The organism is Bacteroides sp. GD17, assembly GCF_038448625.1.
Classification (GTDB): Bacteria; Bacteroidota; Bacteroidia; order Bacteroidales; family Bacteroidaceae; genus Bacteroides.
In genome coordinates this window covers 530,989-551,510 of record NZ_JBCEZS010000001.1, presented here as the reverse complement: position 1 = coordinate 551,510, position 20,522 = coordinate 530,989, and the positions used below count along the sequence as shown (strand labels likewise).

Annotated in this window: 16 protein-coding genes; 4 read left to right on the top strand and 12 right to left on the bottom strand. The window is 51.1% G+C overall.

Annotated features, from left to right (window positions below):
* Nucleotides 1-53: 53 nt before the first annotated feature.
* The 4 genes from AAE250_RS01885 (at nucleotide 54) to AAE250_RS01870 (ending at nucleotide 8,933) form a co-directional block, all read left to right on the top strand.
* Nucleotides 54-3,092 (top strand): SusC/RagA family TonB-linked outer membrane protein, encoded by a 3,039-nt coding sequence (locus AAE250_RS01885; RefSeq protein ID WP_294596921.1) that lies wholly within the window; start codon nucleotides 54-56, stop codon nucleotides 3,090-3,092.
* A 232-nt stretch (nucleotides 3,093-3,324) separates the two neighbouring features.
* On the top strand, nucleotides 3,325-4,848 hold the full coding sequence (locus AAE250_RS01880; protein WP_294596923.1) for a RagB/SusD family nutrient uptake outer membrane protein: 1,524 nt from the start codon (nucleotides 3,325-3,327) through the stop codon (nucleotides 4,846-4,848).
* 29 nt (nucleotides 4,849-4,877) lie between these two features.
* Nucleotides 4,878-7,238, top strand: a complete 2,361-nt coding sequence (bglX, locus tag AAE250_RS01875; protein ID WP_294596925.1) for a beta-glucosidase BglX — start codon at nucleotides 4,878-4,880, stop codon at nucleotides 7,236-7,238.
* Between the two features lie 279 nt (nucleotides 7,239-7,517).
* The gene (locus tag AAE250_RS01870; RefSeq protein ID WP_294596927.1) at nucleotides 7,518-8,933 is read left to right on the top strand and encodes a glucoamylase family protein; all 1,416 of its coding nucleotides are present in this window, start codon (nucleotides 7,518-7,520) and stop codon (nucleotides 8,931-8,933) included.
* A 442-nt stretch (nucleotides 8,934-9,375) separates the two neighbouring features.
* Here the strand turns inward: AAE250_RS01870 and AAE250_RS01865 are convergent, their stop codons facing one another.
* The 12 genes from AAE250_RS01865 to AAE250_RS01810 all read right to left on the bottom strand — a co-directional run bounded on the left by AAE250_RS01865 (nucleotide 9,376) and on the right by AAE250_RS01810 (nucleotide 20,361).
* Nucleotides 9,376-9,969, bottom strand: a complete 594-nt coding sequence (locus AAE250_RS01865) for a hypothetical protein (RefSeq protein ID WP_294595160.1) — start codon at nucleotides 9,967-9,969, stop codon at nucleotides 9,376-9,378.
* The gene (locus tag AAE250_RS01860) at nucleotides 9,959-10,429 is read right to left on the bottom strand and encodes an RNA polymerase sigma factor (protein WP_294595162.1); all 471 of its coding nucleotides are present in this window, start codon (nucleotides 10,427-10,429) and stop codon (nucleotides 9,959-9,961) included. Before AAE250_RS01860 ends, AAE250_RS01865 begins: the two co-directional genes overlap by 11 nt.
* Nucleotides 10,430-10,432: 3 nt before the next feature.
* On the bottom strand, nucleotides 10,433-11,266 hold the full coding sequence (locus AAE250_RS01855; RefSeq protein WP_294595164.1) for an alpha/beta fold hydrolase: 834 nt from the start codon (nucleotides 11,264-11,266) through the stop codon (nucleotides 10,433-10,435).
* A gap of 103 nt (nucleotides 11,267-11,369) precedes the next feature.
* Nucleotides 11,370-11,891 (bottom strand): DUF6705 family protein, encoded by a 522-nt coding sequence (locus AAE250_RS01850; protein ID WP_294595166.1) that lies wholly within the window; start codon nucleotides 11,889-11,891, stop codon nucleotides 11,370-11,372.
* Nucleotides 11,892-11,910: 19 nt separating this feature from the next.
* On the bottom strand, nucleotides 11,911-13,149 hold the full coding sequence (locus AAE250_RS01845) for a hypothetical protein (protein ID WP_294595168.1): 1,239 nt from the start codon (nucleotides 13,147-13,149) through the stop codon (nucleotides 11,911-11,913).
* Nucleotides 13,150-13,161: 12 nt separating this feature from the next.
* Nucleotides 13,162-13,302 (bottom strand): hypothetical protein, encoded by a 141-nt coding sequence (locus AAE250_RS01840; RefSeq protein ID WP_294595170.1) that lies wholly within the window; start codon nucleotides 13,300-13,302, stop codon nucleotides 13,162-13,164.
* Nucleotides 13,303-13,606: 304 nt separating this feature from the next.
* Nucleotides 13,607-13,876 carry a hypothetical protein gene (locus AAE250_RS01835; RefSeq protein WP_294595172.1) on the bottom strand — a complete coding sequence of 90 codons (270 nt, stop codon included), beginning with the start codon at nucleotides 13,874-13,876 and terminating at the stop codon, nucleotides 13,607-13,609.
* Between the two features lie 516 nt (nucleotides 13,877-14,392).
* Nucleotides 14,393-16,924 carry a TonB-dependent receptor domain-containing protein gene (locus tag AAE250_RS01830; RefSeq protein WP_294595173.1) on the bottom strand — a complete coding sequence of 844 codons (2,532 nt, stop codon included), beginning with the start codon at nucleotides 16,922-16,924 and terminating at the stop codon, nucleotides 14,393-14,395.
* Between the two features lie 149 nt (nucleotides 16,925-17,073).
* Nucleotides 17,074-18,369, bottom strand: a complete 1,296-nt coding sequence (locus tag AAE250_RS01825) for an MgtC/SapB family protein (RefSeq protein ID WP_294595175.1) — start codon at nucleotides 18,367-18,369, stop codon at nucleotides 17,074-17,076.
* Between the two features lie 31 nt (nucleotides 18,370-18,400).
* Nucleotides 18,401-18,871, bottom strand: a complete 471-nt coding sequence (locus AAE250_RS01820) for a CYTH domain-containing protein (protein WP_294595176.1) — start codon at nucleotides 18,869-18,871, stop codon at nucleotides 18,401-18,403.
* A gap of 9 nt (nucleotides 18,872-18,880) precedes the next feature.
* Complete coding sequence (locus AAE250_RS01815; protein ID WP_294595178.1) at nucleotides 18,881-19,018, bottom strand: hypothetical protein; 138 nt, start codon at nucleotides 19,016-19,018, stop codon at nucleotides 18,881-18,883.
* Between the two features lie 443 nt (nucleotides 19,019-19,461).
* The gene (locus tag AAE250_RS01810) at nucleotides 19,462-20,361 is read right to left on the bottom strand and encodes a helix-turn-helix domain-containing protein (protein ID WP_294595180.1); all 900 of its coding nucleotides are present in this window, start codon (nucleotides 20,359-20,361) and stop codon (nucleotides 19,462-19,464) included.
* Nucleotides 20,362-20,522 lie beyond the last annotated feature (161 nt).

Sequence of the window (20,522 nt, the reverse complement as noted above, 5' to 3'; positions counted from 1 at the left end):
TCCTGATTGTTCCATCTCACACAGAAATAAGTTATCCACTAATAATTAATGCAATGAAGAAGAAGCCTAAACTTCCTATGGAAAGAGCCTCGTGGCTCAAGAATCTATTCTTAACAGTATCTGTGCTGCTGGCAACAGTGCCCGTACTTGCGCAGACCAAAACAGTAACCGGCACCGTGACCGACTCCACGGGCGAGCCGCTGATCGGAGCTTCCGTACTGGTGCTGGGCACCTCCAACGGGGTGATAACGAACTTGGATGGAAATTACTCCATCCAGGTGGACCCGGAGAATACGTTGGAATTCTCGTACGTAGGCATGGTGAAGCAGCTGGTGAAAGTCGGCAGCCAGTCCGTAATCAACGTGCAGATGGACGACGATGCGCAGGTGCTGGCAGAGACAGTAGTCATCGGCTACGGTAGCGCCAAGAAGCGCGACCTCACCGGCTCCATCACCAACATCAAGGGAGCCGAGATTGCCAACAAACCGGTAGCCAACCCCGTATCGGCCCTGCAAGGCAAAGTAGCCGGCGTGCAAGTCATCAACTCCGGCAAGGCAGGTGCAGACCCCGAAATCCGTGTGCGCGGCACGAACTCCATCAACGGCTACAAACCGCTGTACGTAGTAGACGGCCTGTTCAACGACAACATCAACTTCCTGAACCCGCAGGACATCGAGTCCATGGAGATTCTGAAAGACCCGTCCTCGCTTGCCATCTTCGGTGTGCGCGGAGCAAACGGCGTCATCATCATCACCACCAAACGGGCGAAAGAAGGGCAGACCCGCGTCAACATCAACGGTTCGTTCGGCTTCAAAGCCGTCACGGACAAGATAGCGATGACCGATGCCGCAGGCTTCAAACTGCTGTACAACGAGCAGCTGAAGAACGAAGGCAACCCGGAATACGACTTCACCCCGTGGACGGGCAACACCAACTGGCAGGACGAGATCTTCCAGACGGGATTCATCACCAACAATAACATCAGCATCACCGGCGCCTCCGCCAAGCACAGCTTCTACCTCGGTGCCGGATATGCCTACGAGCAGGGAAACATCAAGAACGAGAAGTACAGCAAGATTACGCTGAACGTCAGCAATGATTATAAAGTGACGGACAACTTCAAAGTAGGTTTCCAGTTCAACGGAGCACGGATGCTGCCTGCCGATACCAAAAGCGTGGCCACGGCATTGAGAGCCGCCCCGGTGGCACCGGTGTTCAACGAAGAATACGGACTGTACACCTCGCTGCCTAACTTTCAGAAGGCACAGATGAACAACCCGATGGTAGACGTGGAACTGAAGGCCAACACCAACAAGACGGAGATTTACCGCGGTTCGGGCAACGTGTACGGCGAGTGGGATTTCCTGAAGCACTTCCAGTTCAAAGTGATGTACTCCATGGACTATGCCTCCACCAGCATCCGCAAGTACACCCCCGTCATCCAGGTGTACGATGCCAGCGTAGAAGGCAACATAGCCACCCTGGGCAACGGCAAGACCGGCGTAGAGCAGGAGAAGCAGACCGAAACCAAGGTGCAGAGCGACTACCTGCTGACCTATCAGAATACCTGGGGCGACCACAGCCTGACGGCCACCGCCGGCTTCACCACCTACTACAATCGCTATGAGATGCTGAACGGAGCCCGCACCCAAGGCGTCGGCCTCTTCATCCCCGACAATCCGGACAAGTGGTTCGTCAGCATCGGCGATGCCGCCACCGCCACCAACAAGAGTGACCAGTGGGAACGCAGCACCGTGTCTATGCTGGGCCGTGTGCTCTACAACTATAAAGGCAGATACCTCTTCAACGGCTCCTTCCGCCGCGACGGTTCTTCCGCCTTCTCGTACACCGGCAACCAGTGGCAGAACTTCTACTCCGTAGGTGCCGGCTGGCTGATGAGCGAGGAAGAGTGGATGAAGGACATCTCCTGGCTGGACATGCTGAAACTGAAAGGCTCCTGGGGTACGCTGGGCAACCAGAACCTGGACCGCGCCTATCCGGCAGAGCCGCTGCTGACGAATGCTTACTCCGCCGTCTTCGGCACGCCGTCCGCCATCTACCCGGGCTATCAGCTTTCTTATCTGCCCAACCCCAACCTGCGTTGGGAGAAGGTAGAGGCATGGGAAGCCGGTGCCGAAGCCAACTTCTTCCGTAACCGCCTGCACTTCGAGGGAGTGTACTACAAGAAGACCACCAAAGACCTGCTGGCCGAAGTCCCGGGCATCTCCGGCACCGTGCCGGGCATCGGCAACCTGGGTTCCATCGAGAACCGCGGCGTAGAGCTGGCCTTGAACTGGCGCGACCAGATAGGCGACTGGGGGTACACCATCGGCGGTAACCTGACGACCATCAAGAACAAAGTGCTGAGCCTGGTGCAGGAGGGTTACTCCATCATCGCCGGAGACAAGCAGCAGAGTTACACCATGGCGGGCTATCCCATCGGCTACTTCTACGGCTACAAGGTAGAGGGTGTCTATCAGACGGAGGAGGAGATTGCCAACTCCCCGAAGAACACGCTCGCCACCGTGACGCCGGGCGACCTGAAGTTCAAGGACGTAGACGGCAACGGGGAAATTACAACGGCAGACCGCACGATGATTGGTAACCCTACGCCGGACGTAACGTACGGCATCACCCTGGGCGTAAGTTATAAGGGTTGGGACTTGGGCATCGACATGATGGGCCAGTCCGGCAACCAGATTTACCGCACGTGGGACAATTACAACTGGAGCCAGTTCAACTTCATGGAGCAGCGCATGGGTCGCTGGCACGGCCCGGGCACCAGCAACACGCAGCCGCTGCTCAATACGAAGCACAGCATCAACAACCTGAACTCGGATTATTACATCGAGGACGGCAGTTTCTTCCGCATCCGCAACGTGCAGCTGGCGTACAGTTTCGATCCGCAGCTGATAGCGAAGCTGGGCATGCAGGCGCTGAAACTCTACGTCAACATCCAGAACCTGAAGACGTGGAAGCACAACACCGGATATACGCCCGAACTGGGTGGCTCCGCCATCGCCTTCGGGGTGGATGACGGAAGTTATCCGATGCCGGCGATTTATACGTTCGGGTTTAATCTGACGTTCTAAACTGAGAATCAAGAGTATCTCCATTCTCCTCCTCCTGGGAGGAGGAGTACCCGAAGGGGGAGGTGGTAGGAGAAAATAAATTCCTTTGAAAGAATGATTTCCCTGTATTATGTTCTCTACCACCCCGCCCGTTGGGCACCCCTCCTCCCAGGAGGAGGGGAATCGGGATAGTCCGACTAACAATAAACCGGAATAATCAGCTTACATTCATCATTAATAATAAAGCAGCATTATGAAGATAAAGAACCTAATCCTATCCTGTGCGACGGCCTTCACCGCCCTCGCCCTCGTCTCCTGCAACGACTTCCTGGACCGCGACCCTCTGGGCCAGTTCACCGAAGACGATGCCCCCAACGCCCTCGTCGGCGGAAAGATGTATAACGTCTACTACCTGATGCGCTCTTACGACATCACCGCCGGCATCCCCGCCTTCCTGGTGCACATGGTGCGCAGCGAAGACTCCGAAAAAGGCAGCGACGCCGGCGACGGCAGCAACGAAGCCGCCATGTGGGACGACTTTGAATACAACGCCTCCGACGGCCCCCTCGGTGCCTACTGGGGACAGAACTATAAAATCATCTACCAATGTAACGAGATCCTGGACGACATCGCCCACAGCGACCACAAGGACGACCTCGACGCCATCCGCACCCGCGGCGAAGCCCTCTTCTTCCGCGCCTACTGCTACTTCAACCTGGTGCGTGCCTGGGGAGAAGTGCCTCTGGTCACCGCCAAGGTAGTAGAAGCCTCGGACGCCAACGTCCCCAAGACCACCGCCGAGAAAATCTACGCACAGATAGACGCCGACCTCACCGAAGCCGAGGCGTGCCTGCCCTTGACGTGGAGCTCCGAATACACCGGCCGCATCACCTGGGGCGCCGTCCGCTCCCTGCACGCCCGCACCTACATGATGCGTAACGACTGGAATAATATGTACGATGCCTCCACCGACGTCATCAAGTCCGGCCTCTACAACCTCAACACCCCGGTAGACGAAGTCTTCACCGACCAGGGCGAGAACTGCGGCGCCAGCATCTTCGAGTTGCAATGCGAAGCCACCGCCGCCATGCCCGAGGCGACCAGCATCGGCAGCCAGTTCTGCCAGATACAAGGTGTCCGCGGAGCCGGTGAGTGGGACTTGGGCTGGGGGTGGCACATGGCTACCCGGGAGATGGGCGAAGCCTTCGAGCCGGGCGATCCACGCCGCGACGCCACCCTGCTCTACTTCCGCCGCAGCATAGACGAGCCCATCACCCCCGAGAACACCAACAAGCCGTGGGGCGAATCTCCGGTATCCACCGCCATGGGGGCATACTTCAACAAGAAGGCTTATACCAGTCCGCTGAAGCGCCAGGAGATAAAGAGCCGACTTGGCTTCTGGGTGAACATCCGCATCATCCGCTATCCCGATGTGTTGCTGATGGCTGCCGAAGCCGCCAACGAGAAAGGTCTGGCAGGCGAAGCCTTGGGCTACCTGGAGCAAGTACGCGCCCATGCCCGCGGTTCGCTGACCGGCGTACTGCCGAAGGTAACCACCACCAACCAAAGCGCCCTGCGCGATGCCATCCGCCACGAACGCCGCGTAGAGCTCGGTTTGGAGCCGGACCGCTTCTACGACCTCGTCCGCTGGGGCATTGCCAAGGAAGTGCTGCAGGCTGCCGGAAAGAACTACCAGGACAAGAATGCATTGCTGCCATTGCCGCAGACGGAGATTGATAAGTCGAATGGGGTGCTGGTGCAGAATCCGGACTACTAAACATTTACCATATAAAACCCATATATCCTATGAACAAGATTTTCAGAAGAATAAGCCTGCTGCTCGTCATCTCCTTGATGGCCGCCACCGCCATGCAGGCACAGAAATCCCCCCAAGACATGGACCGCTTCATCACTGCCCTGATGAAGCGCATGACTGTTGACGAGAAAATAGGCCAGCTCAACCTGCCCGTCACCGGCGAAATCACCACCGGACAAGCCAAGAGCAGCGACGTGGCCCGGAAGATAGAGCAAGGCCTCGTCGGCGGCCTCTTCAACCTGAAAGGCGTTGCCAAAATCCGCGACGTACAGCGCCTCGCCGTCGAGAACTCCCGCCTCGGCATCCCCCTGCTCTTCGGCATGGACGTGATACACGGCTACGAAACCATCTTCCCCATCCCCCTGGGTCTGTCCTGCACCTGGGATATGGACGCCATCCGTCGCTCCGCCCGCATCGCCGCCATTGAAGCCTCAGCAGACGGCATCTCGTGGACGTTCAGCCCGATGGTCGACATCAGCCGTGACCCGCGTTGGGGACGTGTTTCCGAAGGCTCGGGCGAAGATCCCTTCCTGGGGGGTGCCATCGCCCGCGCCATGGTGCTGGGCTATCAAGGCGATGACATCGCGCAGCAGTTGAAGCGCAACGACGAAATCATGGCCTGCGTCAAGCACTTCGCCCTCTACGGCGCCGGAGAAGCGGGACGCGACTACAACACCGTAGACATGAGCCGCAACCGCATGTTCAACGAATACATGTATCCTTATGAAGCTGCCGTCCAGGCAGGAGTAGGCAGCGTGATGGCATCGTTCAACGAAGTGGACGGTGTGCCCGCCACCGCCAACCACTGGCTGATGACCGACGTCCTGCGCCGTGCGTGGGGCTTCCGGGGCTTCGTCGTCACCGACTTCACGGGAATATCCGAAATGGTGGAGCATGGCATCGGCGACCTTCAGACCGTCTCCGCCCGCGCCCTCAATGCCGGCGTCGATATGGACATGGTGAGCGAAGGCTTCGTAGGCACCCTCAAGAAATCCCTCCAGAGCGGACAAGTGTCGATGCAGACCCTCAACACCGCCTGCCGCCGCATCCTCGAAGCAAAGTACAAGCTCGGCCTGTTCGACAACCCATATAAATACTGCGACCTCGAACGCCCCCGGCGCGACATCTTTACGAAAGAGCACCGCGACGCCGCCCGGCAGATAGCCGCCGAAAGCTTCGTACTGCTGAAGAACGACAGCGTGAAGCTGCATCCCGGCTCACTGCCCGCCCCGATACTGCCGCTTGCCAAGCAAGGCACCGTTGCTGTCATCGGCCCCCTGGGAAACACCCGTGCCAATATGCCCGGAACCTGGAGCGTAGCCGCCCGTTTCGACGATTATCCTTCCCTCTACGAGGGCCTCAAGGAGATGATGGCAGGCCGGGTAAACATCACCTACGCCAAAGGCAGCAACCTCACGAGTGATGCCGCCTACGAAGAACGCGCCACCATGTTCGGCCGCTCGCTCGGGCGAGACAACCGCACGGATCAGCAGTTGTTGGACGAAGCCCTGAAGACCGCCGCCAGTGCCGACGTCATCATCGCCGCCCTGGGCGAATCTTCCGAAATGAGCGGAGAAAGCAGCAGCCGTACGGAGCTTGACATCCCCGACGTACAGCGCCGTCTGCTCCAGGCATTGCTGAAAACCGGCAAGCCCGTCGTCCTCACCCTCTTCACCGGCCGGCCGCTGACGCTGACTTGGGAGCAGGAACACGTGCCTGCCATCCTCAACGTATGGTTCGGTGGCAGTGAGGCTGCATACGCCATCGGCGACGTGTTGTTCGGCGACGTAAACCCGAGCGGAAAACTGACGATGACTTTCCCGAAGAATGTGGGGCAGATACCGTTGTTCTATAATCATAAGAATACAGGCCGTCCGCTGGCGGCAGGTGCGTGGTTCGAGAAGTTCCGCTCGAACTATCTCGATGTGGATAACGACCCGCTCTATCCCTTCGGCTACGGACTGTCGTACACCACCTTCCAGTACAGTGACATTGCGCTGAGTTCGCCGGTGCTGAAGGGGGCTGCAAACAGGGCTGCAAATGCCGTTCCCGATTACGTGACTGCCGTAGTCACCGTCACCAACACCGGCCAGCGCGACGGCGCCGAAGTCGTGCAACTCTACATCCGCGACCTCGTAGGCAGCATCACCCGTCCCGTCCGCGAACTGAAAGGCTTCGAACGCATCTTCCTCCGTGCCGGCGAAAGCAAGACGGTATCTTTCAAGATCACCCCCGACCTGCTCCGCTTCTACGACTACAACCTCCATCACGTGGCCGAACCGGGAGACTTCGATCTCTTCATCGGCGGCAGCAGTCAGGCAACAAAGACGGCGCGGCTGACGCTCCAATAAAGAGAACGTTGCTTATCCCGGGAGTGAGCACCTCTCACTCCCGAAGTGAAGACCTCTCACATTAGGAGTGAGCACCCAAAACACCCGGATGTATTACCCCAAAACACCCGGATCTTTTACCCCAAAACATCCCCATCTTTTAGGGTAATACATCCGGGTGTTTTGGGTGCTCAAGATATAGATGACAGGGGCTAAGTCCCCGAGGGAGCCGTGCTAAGTACAGGACATTTGCTACTTAACAACTCCCTCCCGACTACTAACTTTATCTTACTTTAAAATATGAAATCATTTAGAACCTACCTCCCCCTCTTCTGCCTGCTACTCCTCGCCGGAGCCTGCGGGTCGCAGAAATCGGGCTCCAACGGAAAGGAAGCCCTGAGCGATGACGCCCTGATGGACACCGTGCAACGCCGCACCTTCAATTACTTCTGGGACGGCGCCGAACCCCACAGCGGCCTGGCACGCGAACGCATCCACATGGACGGCGTATATCCCGAGAACGACCAGAACGTCGTCACCTCCGGCGGTAGCGGCTTCGGCATCATGGCCCTGCTTGCCGGTATCGACCGTGGCTACGTCACCCGCCAGGAAGGTCTGGCACGGATGGAAAAGATAGTTTCCTTCCTCGAAACAGCCGACCGCTTTCACGGCGCTTATCCGCATTGGTGGTACGGCGACACCGGAAAGGTGAAGCCCTTCGGACAAAAAGACAATGGTGGCGACCTGGTAGAGACGGCTTTCATCATGCAAGCCCTCCTTGCCGTCCACCAATACTACGCCGGAGAGAATGGAGAGAAGCAGAATTCCTCCCCCGCCCAGGCAGCTTTAGCAGAAAAAGAACGCGCCCCGGCAGCCTTAGCAGAAAGGGAACGCGCCCTTGCCTCCCGCATCGACCGTCTGTGGCGCGAAGTAGACTGGAATTTCTATCGCCAAGGCGACCAGAACGTACTCTACTGGCATTGGAGTCCCGAATATGGCTGGGCCATGAACTTCCCCGTCCACGGCTACAACGAATGCCTCATCATGTACATCCTTGCCGCCGCCTCGCCCACACACGGCGTTCCTGCCTCCGTCTATCACGAAGGTTGGGCACAGAACGGTGCCATCGTCCAGCCCCACCGGGTAGAAGGCATCCCTCTCCACCTCCGCTATCAGGGCGGTGAAGCCGGTCCCCTCTTCTGGGCGCAATACTCCTTCCTCGGCCTCAACCCCACCGGACTGACCGATGAATACTGCCCCAGCTACTTCGACGAAATGCGCAACCTCACCCTCGTCAACCGTGCCTACTGCATCCGTAACCCCAAGCACTACAAAGGCTTCGGCCCCGACTGCTGGGGGCTCACCGCCAGCTACTCCGTCGACGGCTATGCCGCCCATGCTCCCAATGAGCGCGATGACCAGGGGGTCATTTCCCCTACCGCTGCCCTTTCATCCATTGTCTACACTCCGGAGCAGTCGCTACAAGTCATGCACCACCTCTACCAGATGGGCGACAAGGTCTTCGGCCCCTACGGCTTCTACGATGCTTTCAGTGAAACGGACAACTGGTACCCGCAGCGCTATCTTGCCATCGACCAGGGCCCCATCGTCGTGATGATAGAGAATTATCGCAGCGGACTGCTTTGGCGGTTGTTCATGAGCCATCCGGATGTGCAGGAGGGGCTGAAGAAGTTGGGATTTTCAACGGGGGATTAATTTAAGATAACGTGAGCTCGATATAAGAAGTTTAGCTCGTTTCTGACAGGGTTATGAGGTAAATGGGAATTTAGGGGCGCAACGCTGGAGCAAGATTTCCATTCGGATTACTTGCGCAGCAAGCCTGAAGGGCTTTCATCTATCAGCCCAGGGCAACGCCCTGGGTTTAAGAACGCCCCCTCACCTTACGCCCTGAAAGGGCATAAGATTGTATAACGGGCTTTTGCCCTTTCAGGGCGCAGAGATAGGAGCGCATTATTACCCAGGGCGTTGCCCTGGGCTGATAGATAAAAGCCTTTCAGGCTTGCTGCGCTGATGCTTTGCTGCGATAAATTATCATTTACTTCATTTCTATCATCGATATGAGTCAATCATCTTATATCGAATTCACGTTCAGAATGACAAAATGATACATCTATCAGAACTTTGCCTTCCCTGGTTCTTATAATTGAGTCAATTGCAGCCTGATTTTCTTCACCTGCCTTATCAGCTCTTCTATCTCCCGCCTGCTCTTCCCGATGCTCTTCGGCCGCAAAACAAACCAATTAAAAGCAACCCACAGCAGGAAAGCAGCATACGCCATTATCCCGAACAGTAACGGTCTATCCATCACATACTCATACATATAGAGCCCGATCCCCAAAGACAGCAATACAAAATAGAGGTTCAGTACCTTAGTCTGCATAAAGCTTTCCTTGCCTTTCACGGCAAGCAGTTCGTTCAGATAATCAAAGTTGGAACAGCTCTCATCGATCCTTTTATACAAAGGAAGCAACCTGCAATTATAAGCTACAGCCACTCCTATCGGCAAAATAGTCAATACAATCCCTACTTTGGTGCTCAGCAGTTGCGGGCTGAAATAGATCCAGATAAACGCTATCAAGAATATGGAAAGCAATAGCACAACATTGAGCACAACTATCCTCCTGATTCCCCTTCTCCTAAAGCTCCCTATCTTTTTCAGCAACTCAGACGGATCGGCTGCCGGAACGGTCTGCCTGCTCCATAACTCTTTCATATCTATATCACTCTTCATATTCCTTCATTTTTCTTGTTAGTACTTCTTTGATCCGATGGATTCTTACACGGATGTTCCCTTCCGACAGTCCTACAATCTGTGCTATGTCAGCCTGCCGGACCTCTTCCAGTTCCAGCGAAATGATGATACGGTCTATCTCCGGAAGTTCTGCAATAGATTTGTACAGCCACTGAATCTGAGGTTCGATGTCGGTTCTTTCCTCTTCCGGCAAGTTTACGGGAAATTCCGCCGGAGGCATCTGCTCCTGTCGCTCCAACTGCCGGAGACAATGATTCGTGGCAATACGGAATATCCAAGTACCCACCGTCGCTTCATTCCTGAAAGCCGATAAGTGTTGCCAGACCTTGATGAAAGTTTCTTGCGCCATATCCTGGGCCAGATCATAGTCGTTGACATAGCCCATGCACAAGCGGAAAATCTTACCCCAGTACTCCTTATATATCTGTTCAAATTCCACGCCTCACTCTTTTATAAATTCAATAAGCCGATTCATAAACCATTCTTTATCATCGAACATCACGAAGTGCAATCCTTTATCGGCATACTTCAATTGTGCCGCAGGCAACTCCTTATACTGCTCCCTGACGGCAGATTCTATATTCCTGAAATTAGCTTCCAACAATATCAAGGAAGGTACTTGGATGTTCTTTATCCGTTCCCTCAAATCCGTATTGGAGAAGTCACAATACAGTGTGGCATAGGTTTTCCGGTCGGACGTCACTCCCCAGCTTACAAGTTCATCCAGTTTCGATGAATCGGTAGTAAGGCTCGCCGCGCTCATTCTTTGCATCCGGAGAAACTGTGCTTCATCCATAGACGTGATCCGCTGAATCATGTCCCGGCAGTCCACATTGGGAACAGACTTAAAACCCGGATTGGTCAAAGCCATCAGGCAAGGCAGGGTATCTACAATAACAAGTTTCTTGGGAAGCGCCGGAAAGTCCGATGCAAGGGCAAGGGCGAGTCCACCTCCCATGCTATGCCCCACAAGTATAGGATTCTTTATCGCCTCTTCCTCAATAAACCGTGCTATTCCGCACTTCCAGGCTTCGAACGACGGTGCTTCTTCGGGTGCCACGCCTGCAAAGCCCGCCATTGTCAGAACATAGCAGGTATAATCGTCCTGCAACTCTGCCACAGTTTCTTTCCACACCTCTCCCGAGCATGCAAAACCTGGAATAAAGATAACAGTCTGCTTCCCTTTTCCTGATTTAACAACCGAAAAGGGATAGTTCCCCGCAAAAGTAAGAATTGAAACAAAGATAAACGATAAGATTAAAAGTACTCTTTTCATGACCGTACAGATTATTAAATTTACCCTTTAGATACGGGAAATGTAATAATGTTACAGCACATGCCGTAGTTTCGTTTGCTATTATCTCAAAAGTTAGCAAGCTTTACTCTTTAGTCATAATACAATTATCGGGTACAGAAAAGCCACGCGGAGTTCTGTCTTCATCCGTACCTTCCAGCATAATCCATAATCCATCTTTCTCATTTAGCTTCCAATGTAGCTTGTCCGGAGCAATTAAATCCATTGTTCCACCCAGTATTCCTTTCCCATTAAGATGTTTTTTACGCTGGTCATAAAAAGTAAAACCCAGATAATTAGGAGAATTACTCACTGCATCTATATAAACATTGCTGGATGGTGCAGGAGTTTCCAAATTCCGAGAGGGCGGTATTACTTTAATATAGTCTTCTTTTACAACGCCTTTTACACTAAGATAATATCCCCCGAAAACAGCACTACGATAGTCTGCTCCTTCATATTTTACCATACCTTTTTGAAGTCTAATCTTAAAGACTGTATCATTCTTTTGATAGATCCACGTCCCTACAAAAGCATCATAATTCGCTTGGGAGTATATCCCGATGCATGTGAATGCAAAAATTAGCAGTACATAAATTCTGTTCATATTCTTCGTCATTATTGGATTAATTACATTTATAATCAGAGAGATGGGCGCTACCATCACTATTCTTAGCCGTCCAGTCACCTAAACGGGGAGTACCATTACTATCAAAGGACGGTTCGTTGAACATCACATCCAAGCCGGAAACAGATGACTTTAAGAAATCTATAAATTTAGCTACAGACATATTGCTTGTAGTGCTGTGGAAACTGTGCATAGTTTGATAAGCATCATTCAATGCCACATCATCATTCATCAACTTATTCGCAAATGTCCTAAATGCAGTTTCCGAAGTAATTATTATGCTCAAGCAACCATAAACACTTATCACACCATAAGTAAAGTTGTTCACATCTATATTCCCATTTTGGTACCTTGCAGCCAATGATTTTAAATCGGGCATAGACGGATAACACGCTCCAGTACTTGGATGACTATGATATTGTTCTACAATTTTTTTTCCCGCAAAATCAGAAGAGGTATACTTCATTTCGCTTTCTCCTCTTATAGAGGGATAAATGTAATCTCCAGTTGTTGTTTTCGCCCATCCATCTTCCAAAAATCCAGGTTGTTCATTGTGTACTTCCTGAAATAGTTCATTCACTTTCGCTCTAAAAGCAGCATCTTTAGAAAGGCTCTGCGCCTTACTGCATGGGGAATCCTGACCGTTATCACCATTGTTGTTGGAAGAATTACCACTTCCACCTCCTCCAGAACCTCCAACACCCGAACCATAATCAAAATCTCCAGTAGAACCATTCTGGCCTTCCCGATTGCCATAATCCGGTCTCGGAGGATCGGGATAGTATTCAACATCAGTAACCACGCAAAGTGTCCTCTTATATTCCTCTTGGCCTGGATAACCAGCATAAGCATCCGAACATCCCACCCAGACAATTACAGTTCGGGTATCGGACTCAGGAACCCGATCAACGAAAAACAAGCCACTAGCCGGACGTCTATGCAAAGCCTTTTGAGTGAAATAGTCAAACAACCAAGTTTGTTCCATTTCATCTCCGACTTTCCGAGTAACCGCATCTGCCATCTCACGCGTATAGATGAAATAATGAGTATGGTTCGCACTCATTAGGAAAAACCATACAGCCTTTATTTCGTCGTTAGAGTTCCGGCTCCTTACTGGAACCAAATAGACCTGGACGTCATCTTTCAAAAATGTAGCTGCACTTTTCCACATCGGATAACCGTAAGTATTGACAAACTCCGGTACAAATTCCGCCGAATCATTTCTGACTTTCAACAAAGAAACGAAACGTTAAATGTCCGTCAACGCCCCCGAATCATCAAAGAATCGGGATGTATTGCCACTCATATACCCCTCATCATGCATGCAGGCATAAAGCCCCCACAATAAGAACGAAGCAAACAGGCAATAGCTCAAGATTTTATTCTTCATACTATATAAGATTTATACCGTATACCAGTTCAAGGCAACGGTTATTAGAGAAATACTTCGATACAAACGTAATCAAAAACAGTTTTATCCGCAAGTAATGCCATATATTTCTTATATCAGCATGTCATAATAATAGGTTTACGAGCAAAATACTATCATTTTACTTAAGCAAAACAATAAATCTCTATTATATTACCGCCAACATCACCGCCATCACCGCCAAAATTACCGCCATTACCGCCATTGGTGACATTGGTGACATTAATGGTGACATTGGTGACGTTATTGGTGACATCCTCCCTTATTACCTCAACTCCTCCCACTCATCCTTTACCTCCCACGGTACCTGGTTGTCATATTTCGTTCTGAGTTCCAACAACTGTTCGTAATAGTGCTTCTCATACTCTTCAATCTTTGTCCACCGACTTTTTACTTCGAATATAGACCAGATGTTAAAGGCAGCAAGAATTACTAAAAGAGCTATCAATAACCTGATATAAAGTGAATATTGGCGTTCACGCTCCACTGACATACGGATAAGAAACTCTACGTCACTTCTTTGTAATTGCTTCATAATATACATGTTTTATAGTAGTTTGGGGATTTTACATCGAGCACAGCTCTATCTTGCGTTTTATTATATATACAGTGGAAGACTTGCCTCTCTGTATTACCAAGGCAATTTTGTACCAATCAGAAGTTGAAGAGATAAGTACTTTGTAGTGTTTAATAATGGCTGTTCGCATATTCAATAAACTATAAAACGCACCCAGAGCAGTTTATAGTCCACTGAGGCCCGCAACAGCCCGAACACAATATAAACTGATAGGTGCGCATATCGTTGTTGCGAAAACATACGATTAGCCCTTCAGTTTAGATGTGTTCTTTAAAAAGTTGCGGTTTTCAGTGGAACAACTAAACTAAATTCAAAAAAGCGTACTTCTATTTGAAGCACGCTGCAAATGTATAAAAAAGCTAAGACATTCAGAAAGAAATCATCTATAAAACAGAACCATACCCATAAGAAAAGAGGCTGTAAAAAGACAGTTCCCCACCTTTTTACAGCCTCTTCCAGCAGAATGAATTTATTTTATTCGGCTCCGCCGCCTCCTTCTCCGCTGCCGCTGCTCTTCACATCATCGTTGTTGATGGTACGTGCAGCCTTCTTAACGCTTGCCCTCAGCTCACCGATGCGATAGCTGACGCTTACACCAAAGCGCTGCATACTGTAGCGATATTCGCTCTCTCTGATGAAGCCCGGACCCTGGGTTGTAGAGGACTGGCTTGTATACTTCTTGAAGAAATTGTTGGCATACGCCGAGAGCGTAAGTCTCTTCTTCAGGAACGACTTGTTCACATTCACGCCATAGCTGAAGAAACTGCTGCCCTTGCCCTGCAACATAATCCACGGTGTCTGCCCGAAGACGTTCAGTCCTACGCGCCAGTCGTGGGGCAGCGTCTGCTGTGCACCGCCGTAGACGAAGAGGCTCCAGCCGTCGTTGCGCATGCCTTCGGCACCTTCTATGTAGGAGTACGAACCGCTCATGTTGGCATAGATACGAGTACCGGAAGTGACGTTCCAGTTGGCATATCCGTCGATGCCGAAGTTACGGTTCTTACCGATGTTGGCGTATGTGGAGTAAAGCACTTCTTTCCCTGTCGGATTCTTCAAACCTTCTATCTCGGTATCGGTCACAAGGGTCGTGATGTTCTCGATGCTGTTGTTCGTAAACGAATAGCGTGCCGAGAAGTTGATGTTGAACTTCTGCGTAAAGTTGCTGTAACTCAAGTTGAGGGAGTGATTCTTTTCACTGTCCAACTTCGAGTTACCCTGGCTGATGTAGGACGGGTTGCTGTCGTTCAGGTACGGATTCAGAGACCAGATGCCCGGACGATAGATACGCATGTTGTAGCCCAGACGCAGGTTGGACATATCCGTCAGTTTCCAGCCGATGGAAGCGGAAGGTACTACGTCGTCAAAGTTCTTGGTGAAGTCATCGCCTCTGCCCACCAGGTACTTCACATCCTGGATGGTATGCTCATAGCGTACACCCAACCGGCCCGAAAGCTTCTTCACCCTCAGCGAGTAGCCCAGGTATGCGGCGATGATGTCGTTCAGATGCTTGTAGTGCGAGCTCTGCTCCTTGTTATATTCATATTTCGCGCCGGCTTCGTCGTAGCGATCGTCCTCGGCAGAGTTGTTGCGCAAGATGTACTTGGCACCTGCCTCAATGGTATGCAGCTTGCCGATGGGAGTGGTATAGTCCGCCTGGAAGGTATGCTCCGTGGTGTTCTGCTCGCCGTCGTTATGCTGGTTCTTCAGCCTGTGCAGGAAGTCCTCCCAGTCGGGATAGTTCGTCTTCTTGTCGGCATAATCGGAATAAGAGTCCGAAGTCTGCGGACGGGTATTGACTTTGTAAGAGAAGGTCAGCATACGGCCTTTCAGCTTGAAGAGACGCTGGTAGTCGACACCGCCGTCGATGGAGAACCAGGAAGACTTGCCGTGATTGAGTGCCGAGTAGGTGTAGATGGGACCAGCCGCCATATCGCCCGGGAAGGTCGCGACATAATCGGTACTGCCGTTGTTCTTGTTGCCGCCGCCCCAAAGTCCGAAGGAGACGGAAACCAGACGCAGCGTATCTATATCGTAACTGGCCTCCATACTGCCCGACTGGAAGTCGCCGCTGCCCTTACTGCTGCCCTTATAGTCTATATTGGAAGAGTTCTCGGTGGCAGCTTCCGGCGTCACGTACTGGCTGCCGCTATTATAATTGCGGGGCTGACTGTTGTGGCTGTAGTTATAGCGTGCGCTCACCGTCAGCTTGCCGCTCTTGATCGTACCGAACACACCGCCGCCCAAGCCACGGTTGCTGGCATTTCCGCTGAAGGTAGCCGTATATCCTTCCAGTCCGGCACCTACGGTGACGATGTTCAGAATACCGCCCACACCTTCGGCGTCGTACTTAGGACCGGGGTTGGTGATTACCTCGATATGCTTGATGGAGTTGGCAGGCATACTCTTCAACACTTCCGTCGGATTGTTGCTCATCATATTGTTGGGTTTGCCGTTGACGTACACCTTGAAGCTGCTGCTGCCGTTCACCTTGATGTTGTCTTCTCCGTCCACCGTTACCAGGGGCACCTTGCGGAGCATTTCGAGTACGGAGTTCGATTTGGAGTCAGGGTCGTCCTGCACATTATATTCTATCTTGTCGATGTCGGCCTTCACCAGCGGTTTCTGGGCTACAATTTCCACTTGCCCCAGTTCGTTGGAGGCATCTGTGATGTATAACGTACCGAAGTCCACCAGCTTTTCACCGGCCTTTACGGAGAAATCCTTCACGATGGGGCTGCGACCTACGGAGGTGATGGTCATTACAAAATTCCCCGTACCGGGCACTTTCTCCTGAAACTGGCCTTTCATGTCCGTGACCATCATCTTCAGGGCCCGTGCAGGAGCCTCTTTCTTTACGATTTTGATTGTGGCGTAGGGTTCGCCTTCCTGGGTGAGTGAGTCAAGCAAGATTCCTTTCACTTGAAAAGAAGAGCTTGCCGTGTTTTGTGCCGCCGCAAGCCCGGAGATCATCAGCAGGCATAGCAGCACAGTCCATTTAATTTTCATGTGGTTTTCTATTTAGTGACTATTCATGTTTATTGTCTTGGTATTAGACGTTTCCCGTTTGACTTTTGTCACAACGAATTCGGCAAAAGTAGCCCCTTTTCCCACATCTACGAGACTTTCGGAGTTAAAAAAGCAAAAAGAGTACGGATTTACAGGAAGTAGAAGAAAAGTAACAGGCACACGTTCACTGCAATGACGCAGCCAAACCCGCCCATGATCCACGGACGCAGCGGACTCTTGCCACCGGAGAAGAACAGCGCATAACACATATTCACCGCTATATTACTGACAATGGCCTGCATGCTGCAAGCCGTGATTACCAGCACTGCCACGCTGCTTGTGCCTTGTAGCAGGTTCAGAATGAAGGGAGTGATGTCACTGAAACCGGAAACAAACGACAGCAAGTTCAGTCCGCCCGTGCCGGCATACACCAGCGTATAATGCGTCAGGATGGTGAACACCACAAACAGCATGGCAAAAATCAGTGCTACCTTGAATTCCAGCGGATTGCTGCTGTCCTCTTCCTCCTCTGCCCGGTCTGCATTGTCCACCGGTTTCCGTTTGGAATGCAGATACCATGCCACGCCTGCCGAGACAACCGACATTATCAGCAGATAAGGATAAATGGCCAGTAAGGTTTCACGGCTGAAGATACCTATCAGTATCAGGAAGCGGAGAAACATCATGCTCACGGCCAGCAGCATGGCAGCCACGTACTCGGGAGCATCCTGGGCAGAAGCTTTGCGGCTCTTGCGTGCCAGTACGGAGATGGTAGCCGTGCTGCTGTACAGTCCTCCGATGATGCCCGATACCAGTATGCCGGACTCGCGGAAGACGTAGCGCTTCAGCAGATAAGAGAGGTAGGAAATGCCCGAAACGACGACCGTAGCCAGCCAGATGCTGTACGGCGTGAGATGTATGCCGGGAATAAGATCTTCGTTGGGCAGCATCGGAAGGATGATGCCGCTGATGGCAAGGAACTTGGCAAGCGTAATCATCTCATCGTTCTTCATGCGCTGTGCCAGTTCGGTAAAGGTATGCTTCAGCTCGGTGAAGAGCAGTACGGTGACAATCACCATCACGTAGAACCACGACGGCTGCGTGGCAACAATCGGAGCAATGCAGTAAGTGATGAGTGCAATGATGATGGTAGTCACCCCAAAGACGTGGAACTGTGCCTGCTTGACGTAGTAATTCAGGCCCAGCAGCAAGCCCAGCACTGCGCCTCCACCCATGAACAGACGGTAGTCCGTTGGGTCGAGGATATAAAGCAGATAGCCCAGTATGCCGATGAAGGTAAAGGTGCGGTCGGTACCGAAGAGCGTAGTTTCCCCTTCGCGCTTCAAGCTGATTTTCCGCTGTGAAAGCCCGATGAGTAGGGAGAAGACTGTTACCAGGATAAAGGTAACCAGTTCCCTGGGCAGGTAGTCGTAAAGTTTCTCCATTACGATTTAACAATTACGGCATACAATTGGTTTACTCCCATGTAGTGAAGGGGCGCATCCTCAACTGCGAGTTATAGTAGCGGACGTCTCCCGTCACTTCTTTTCCGATGAAGGCAGGTTTCACGAACGGTTCGTCTTCCGAGGCAAGTTCCACTTCGGCCACGGTAAGCCCCTCGTTCTCGCCGTAGAACTCGTCCACTTCAAAGGTATGGTGTCCGCTGCGCACCAGGTAGCGGGTCTTGTCGATGATGCCCGGTTCGCACAGTTTCATCAGGTCTTGGGCTTCGTCCAGGGGGATCTCCTTTTCCCATTCGTATCGGCTGGTGCCCGATGCATTGGAGGCGCCTTTGATGGTGAGATAGCCCTTGCCGTCACGGATACGTATGCGCACGGTGCGTCCGCGTGCACTGCTGATGTAGCCTTGCACAATGCGGCTTTGCGCATACGCTTGTGACTTATATTCTCCCGTCACGAGGAATTTCCGTTCTATCTCCTGCGGCATATCCTGCTTTTATTTGGCTAGGAAGGAATAGCCCACAAACATGGCAAGTACCAATATCAGAGCCGATACTCCGATAATCAACAATACTTTCTTGGCTTGCTGCTCTTCTTTCTGGCTGTGCATTACTTTCTTTTTGCTCTTTCCCATGGTGTTTCTATAGTTTTAAGTTCAACGATAAACAAAGTAAGAGTAATTTCGGGAAGTATCCAAATGAAAAAGAAACATTTTTATCCATAGGCTATAAAAAGAACAATAAGAAAAAACTATTTAGTAGCTATTATCCTAACATCAAATACGCCCCAAGAATCACAACTAATTGTGATTCTACAAACTTTTATCCTACAAATAGCAGTAGTTTATCCACAAATCACATTTTATTGTGATTTCTATTGCTTTTATCATACCAAGGACTTATATTTACTAAAAAATCACGCTATATTGTGAATACGAAAGAGATAAGAAGCGCTATTAAGGAGCCAGGCAGAGCTTAATACATCATTCGTTCCTATCCGATGAACTGAAACGGCGATATTGGCTGTCTACCAATTATCGCCGCCAGATGTTGACATTTTAAGCTTACGCTGCAACGCTTACCCAACCTGCAGCCTATACTCATTAGGAGTTGTCCCTACTACTTTCTTAAACATCCTACTCAAATGATGCGGATATTTGAAGCCAAGTTCGTAAGCTATTTCGCTAATTGTCTTGTCGCTATCGGCTAACAGTTCTTTTACTTTCTCCATTATCACCAGTTGAATATATTCTTGCGCAGACTTTCCGGTTTCTCTCTTTATCAAGTCTCCAAAATAGTTAGGCGAAAGATGCATTTGTTCTGCACAATAGCCTACAGACGGTAATCCGATTGTCTGCGGCTTCTCCGAAGCATAATAGGTATTTAGTATTCGCTCAAATCTGTCGAGTAAATCACGGTTAATGATTTCGCGGGTAATGAACTGACGCTCATAGAAACGGACACAATGGTTGAGTAGTGTTTCGATGTTCGAAGCTATAATCTGTTTGGTATGTTTATCAATGGCATGTTCCAATTCCTCTTTAATCTCATTAAAGCAGTTAAGGATGATCTGGCGTTCGCGTTCGGACATGTGCAAGGCTTCATTGGATTCATAAGAAAAGAATGTGTAGTCCCGCATTCTACGGGCCAGAGGTGTACCATACAACAAGTCGGGATGGAACATCAACGCCAGTCCTTTGGGATTGAGTGTTTCTCCTGCATCATCTACACCGGCCACCTGACCGGGAGAAATAAATACCAATGTACCGTCTTGATAATCGTATTTGTTACGACCATACTGCAACGTTCCACATTGAAGTTCTTTATAAATCACACAATAAAAGCCGAAGTTCTTCCGGCAATGTTTGATCGACTTCAATTTAGAAAAATCCGTAATGCTGACAAGGGGATGCAAAGTCTCTGCTCCCAGTAGCTGGTTGTATTCCTGAATTGTCTCTAACTTTATGATACTTCCCATAATCCGTATTGTTGTGTTACTTCACGACAAAGTTAATAGTTTTGCCTGATAAACAAGTAGGGTACAGTGTAGAATCGGTAATTATGGTTAGCTAATCAGTAATCCATCTATAGCGCTGCCTCCCTAATCCCCCTAATTTTGCATCATCAAAATTAACGTCA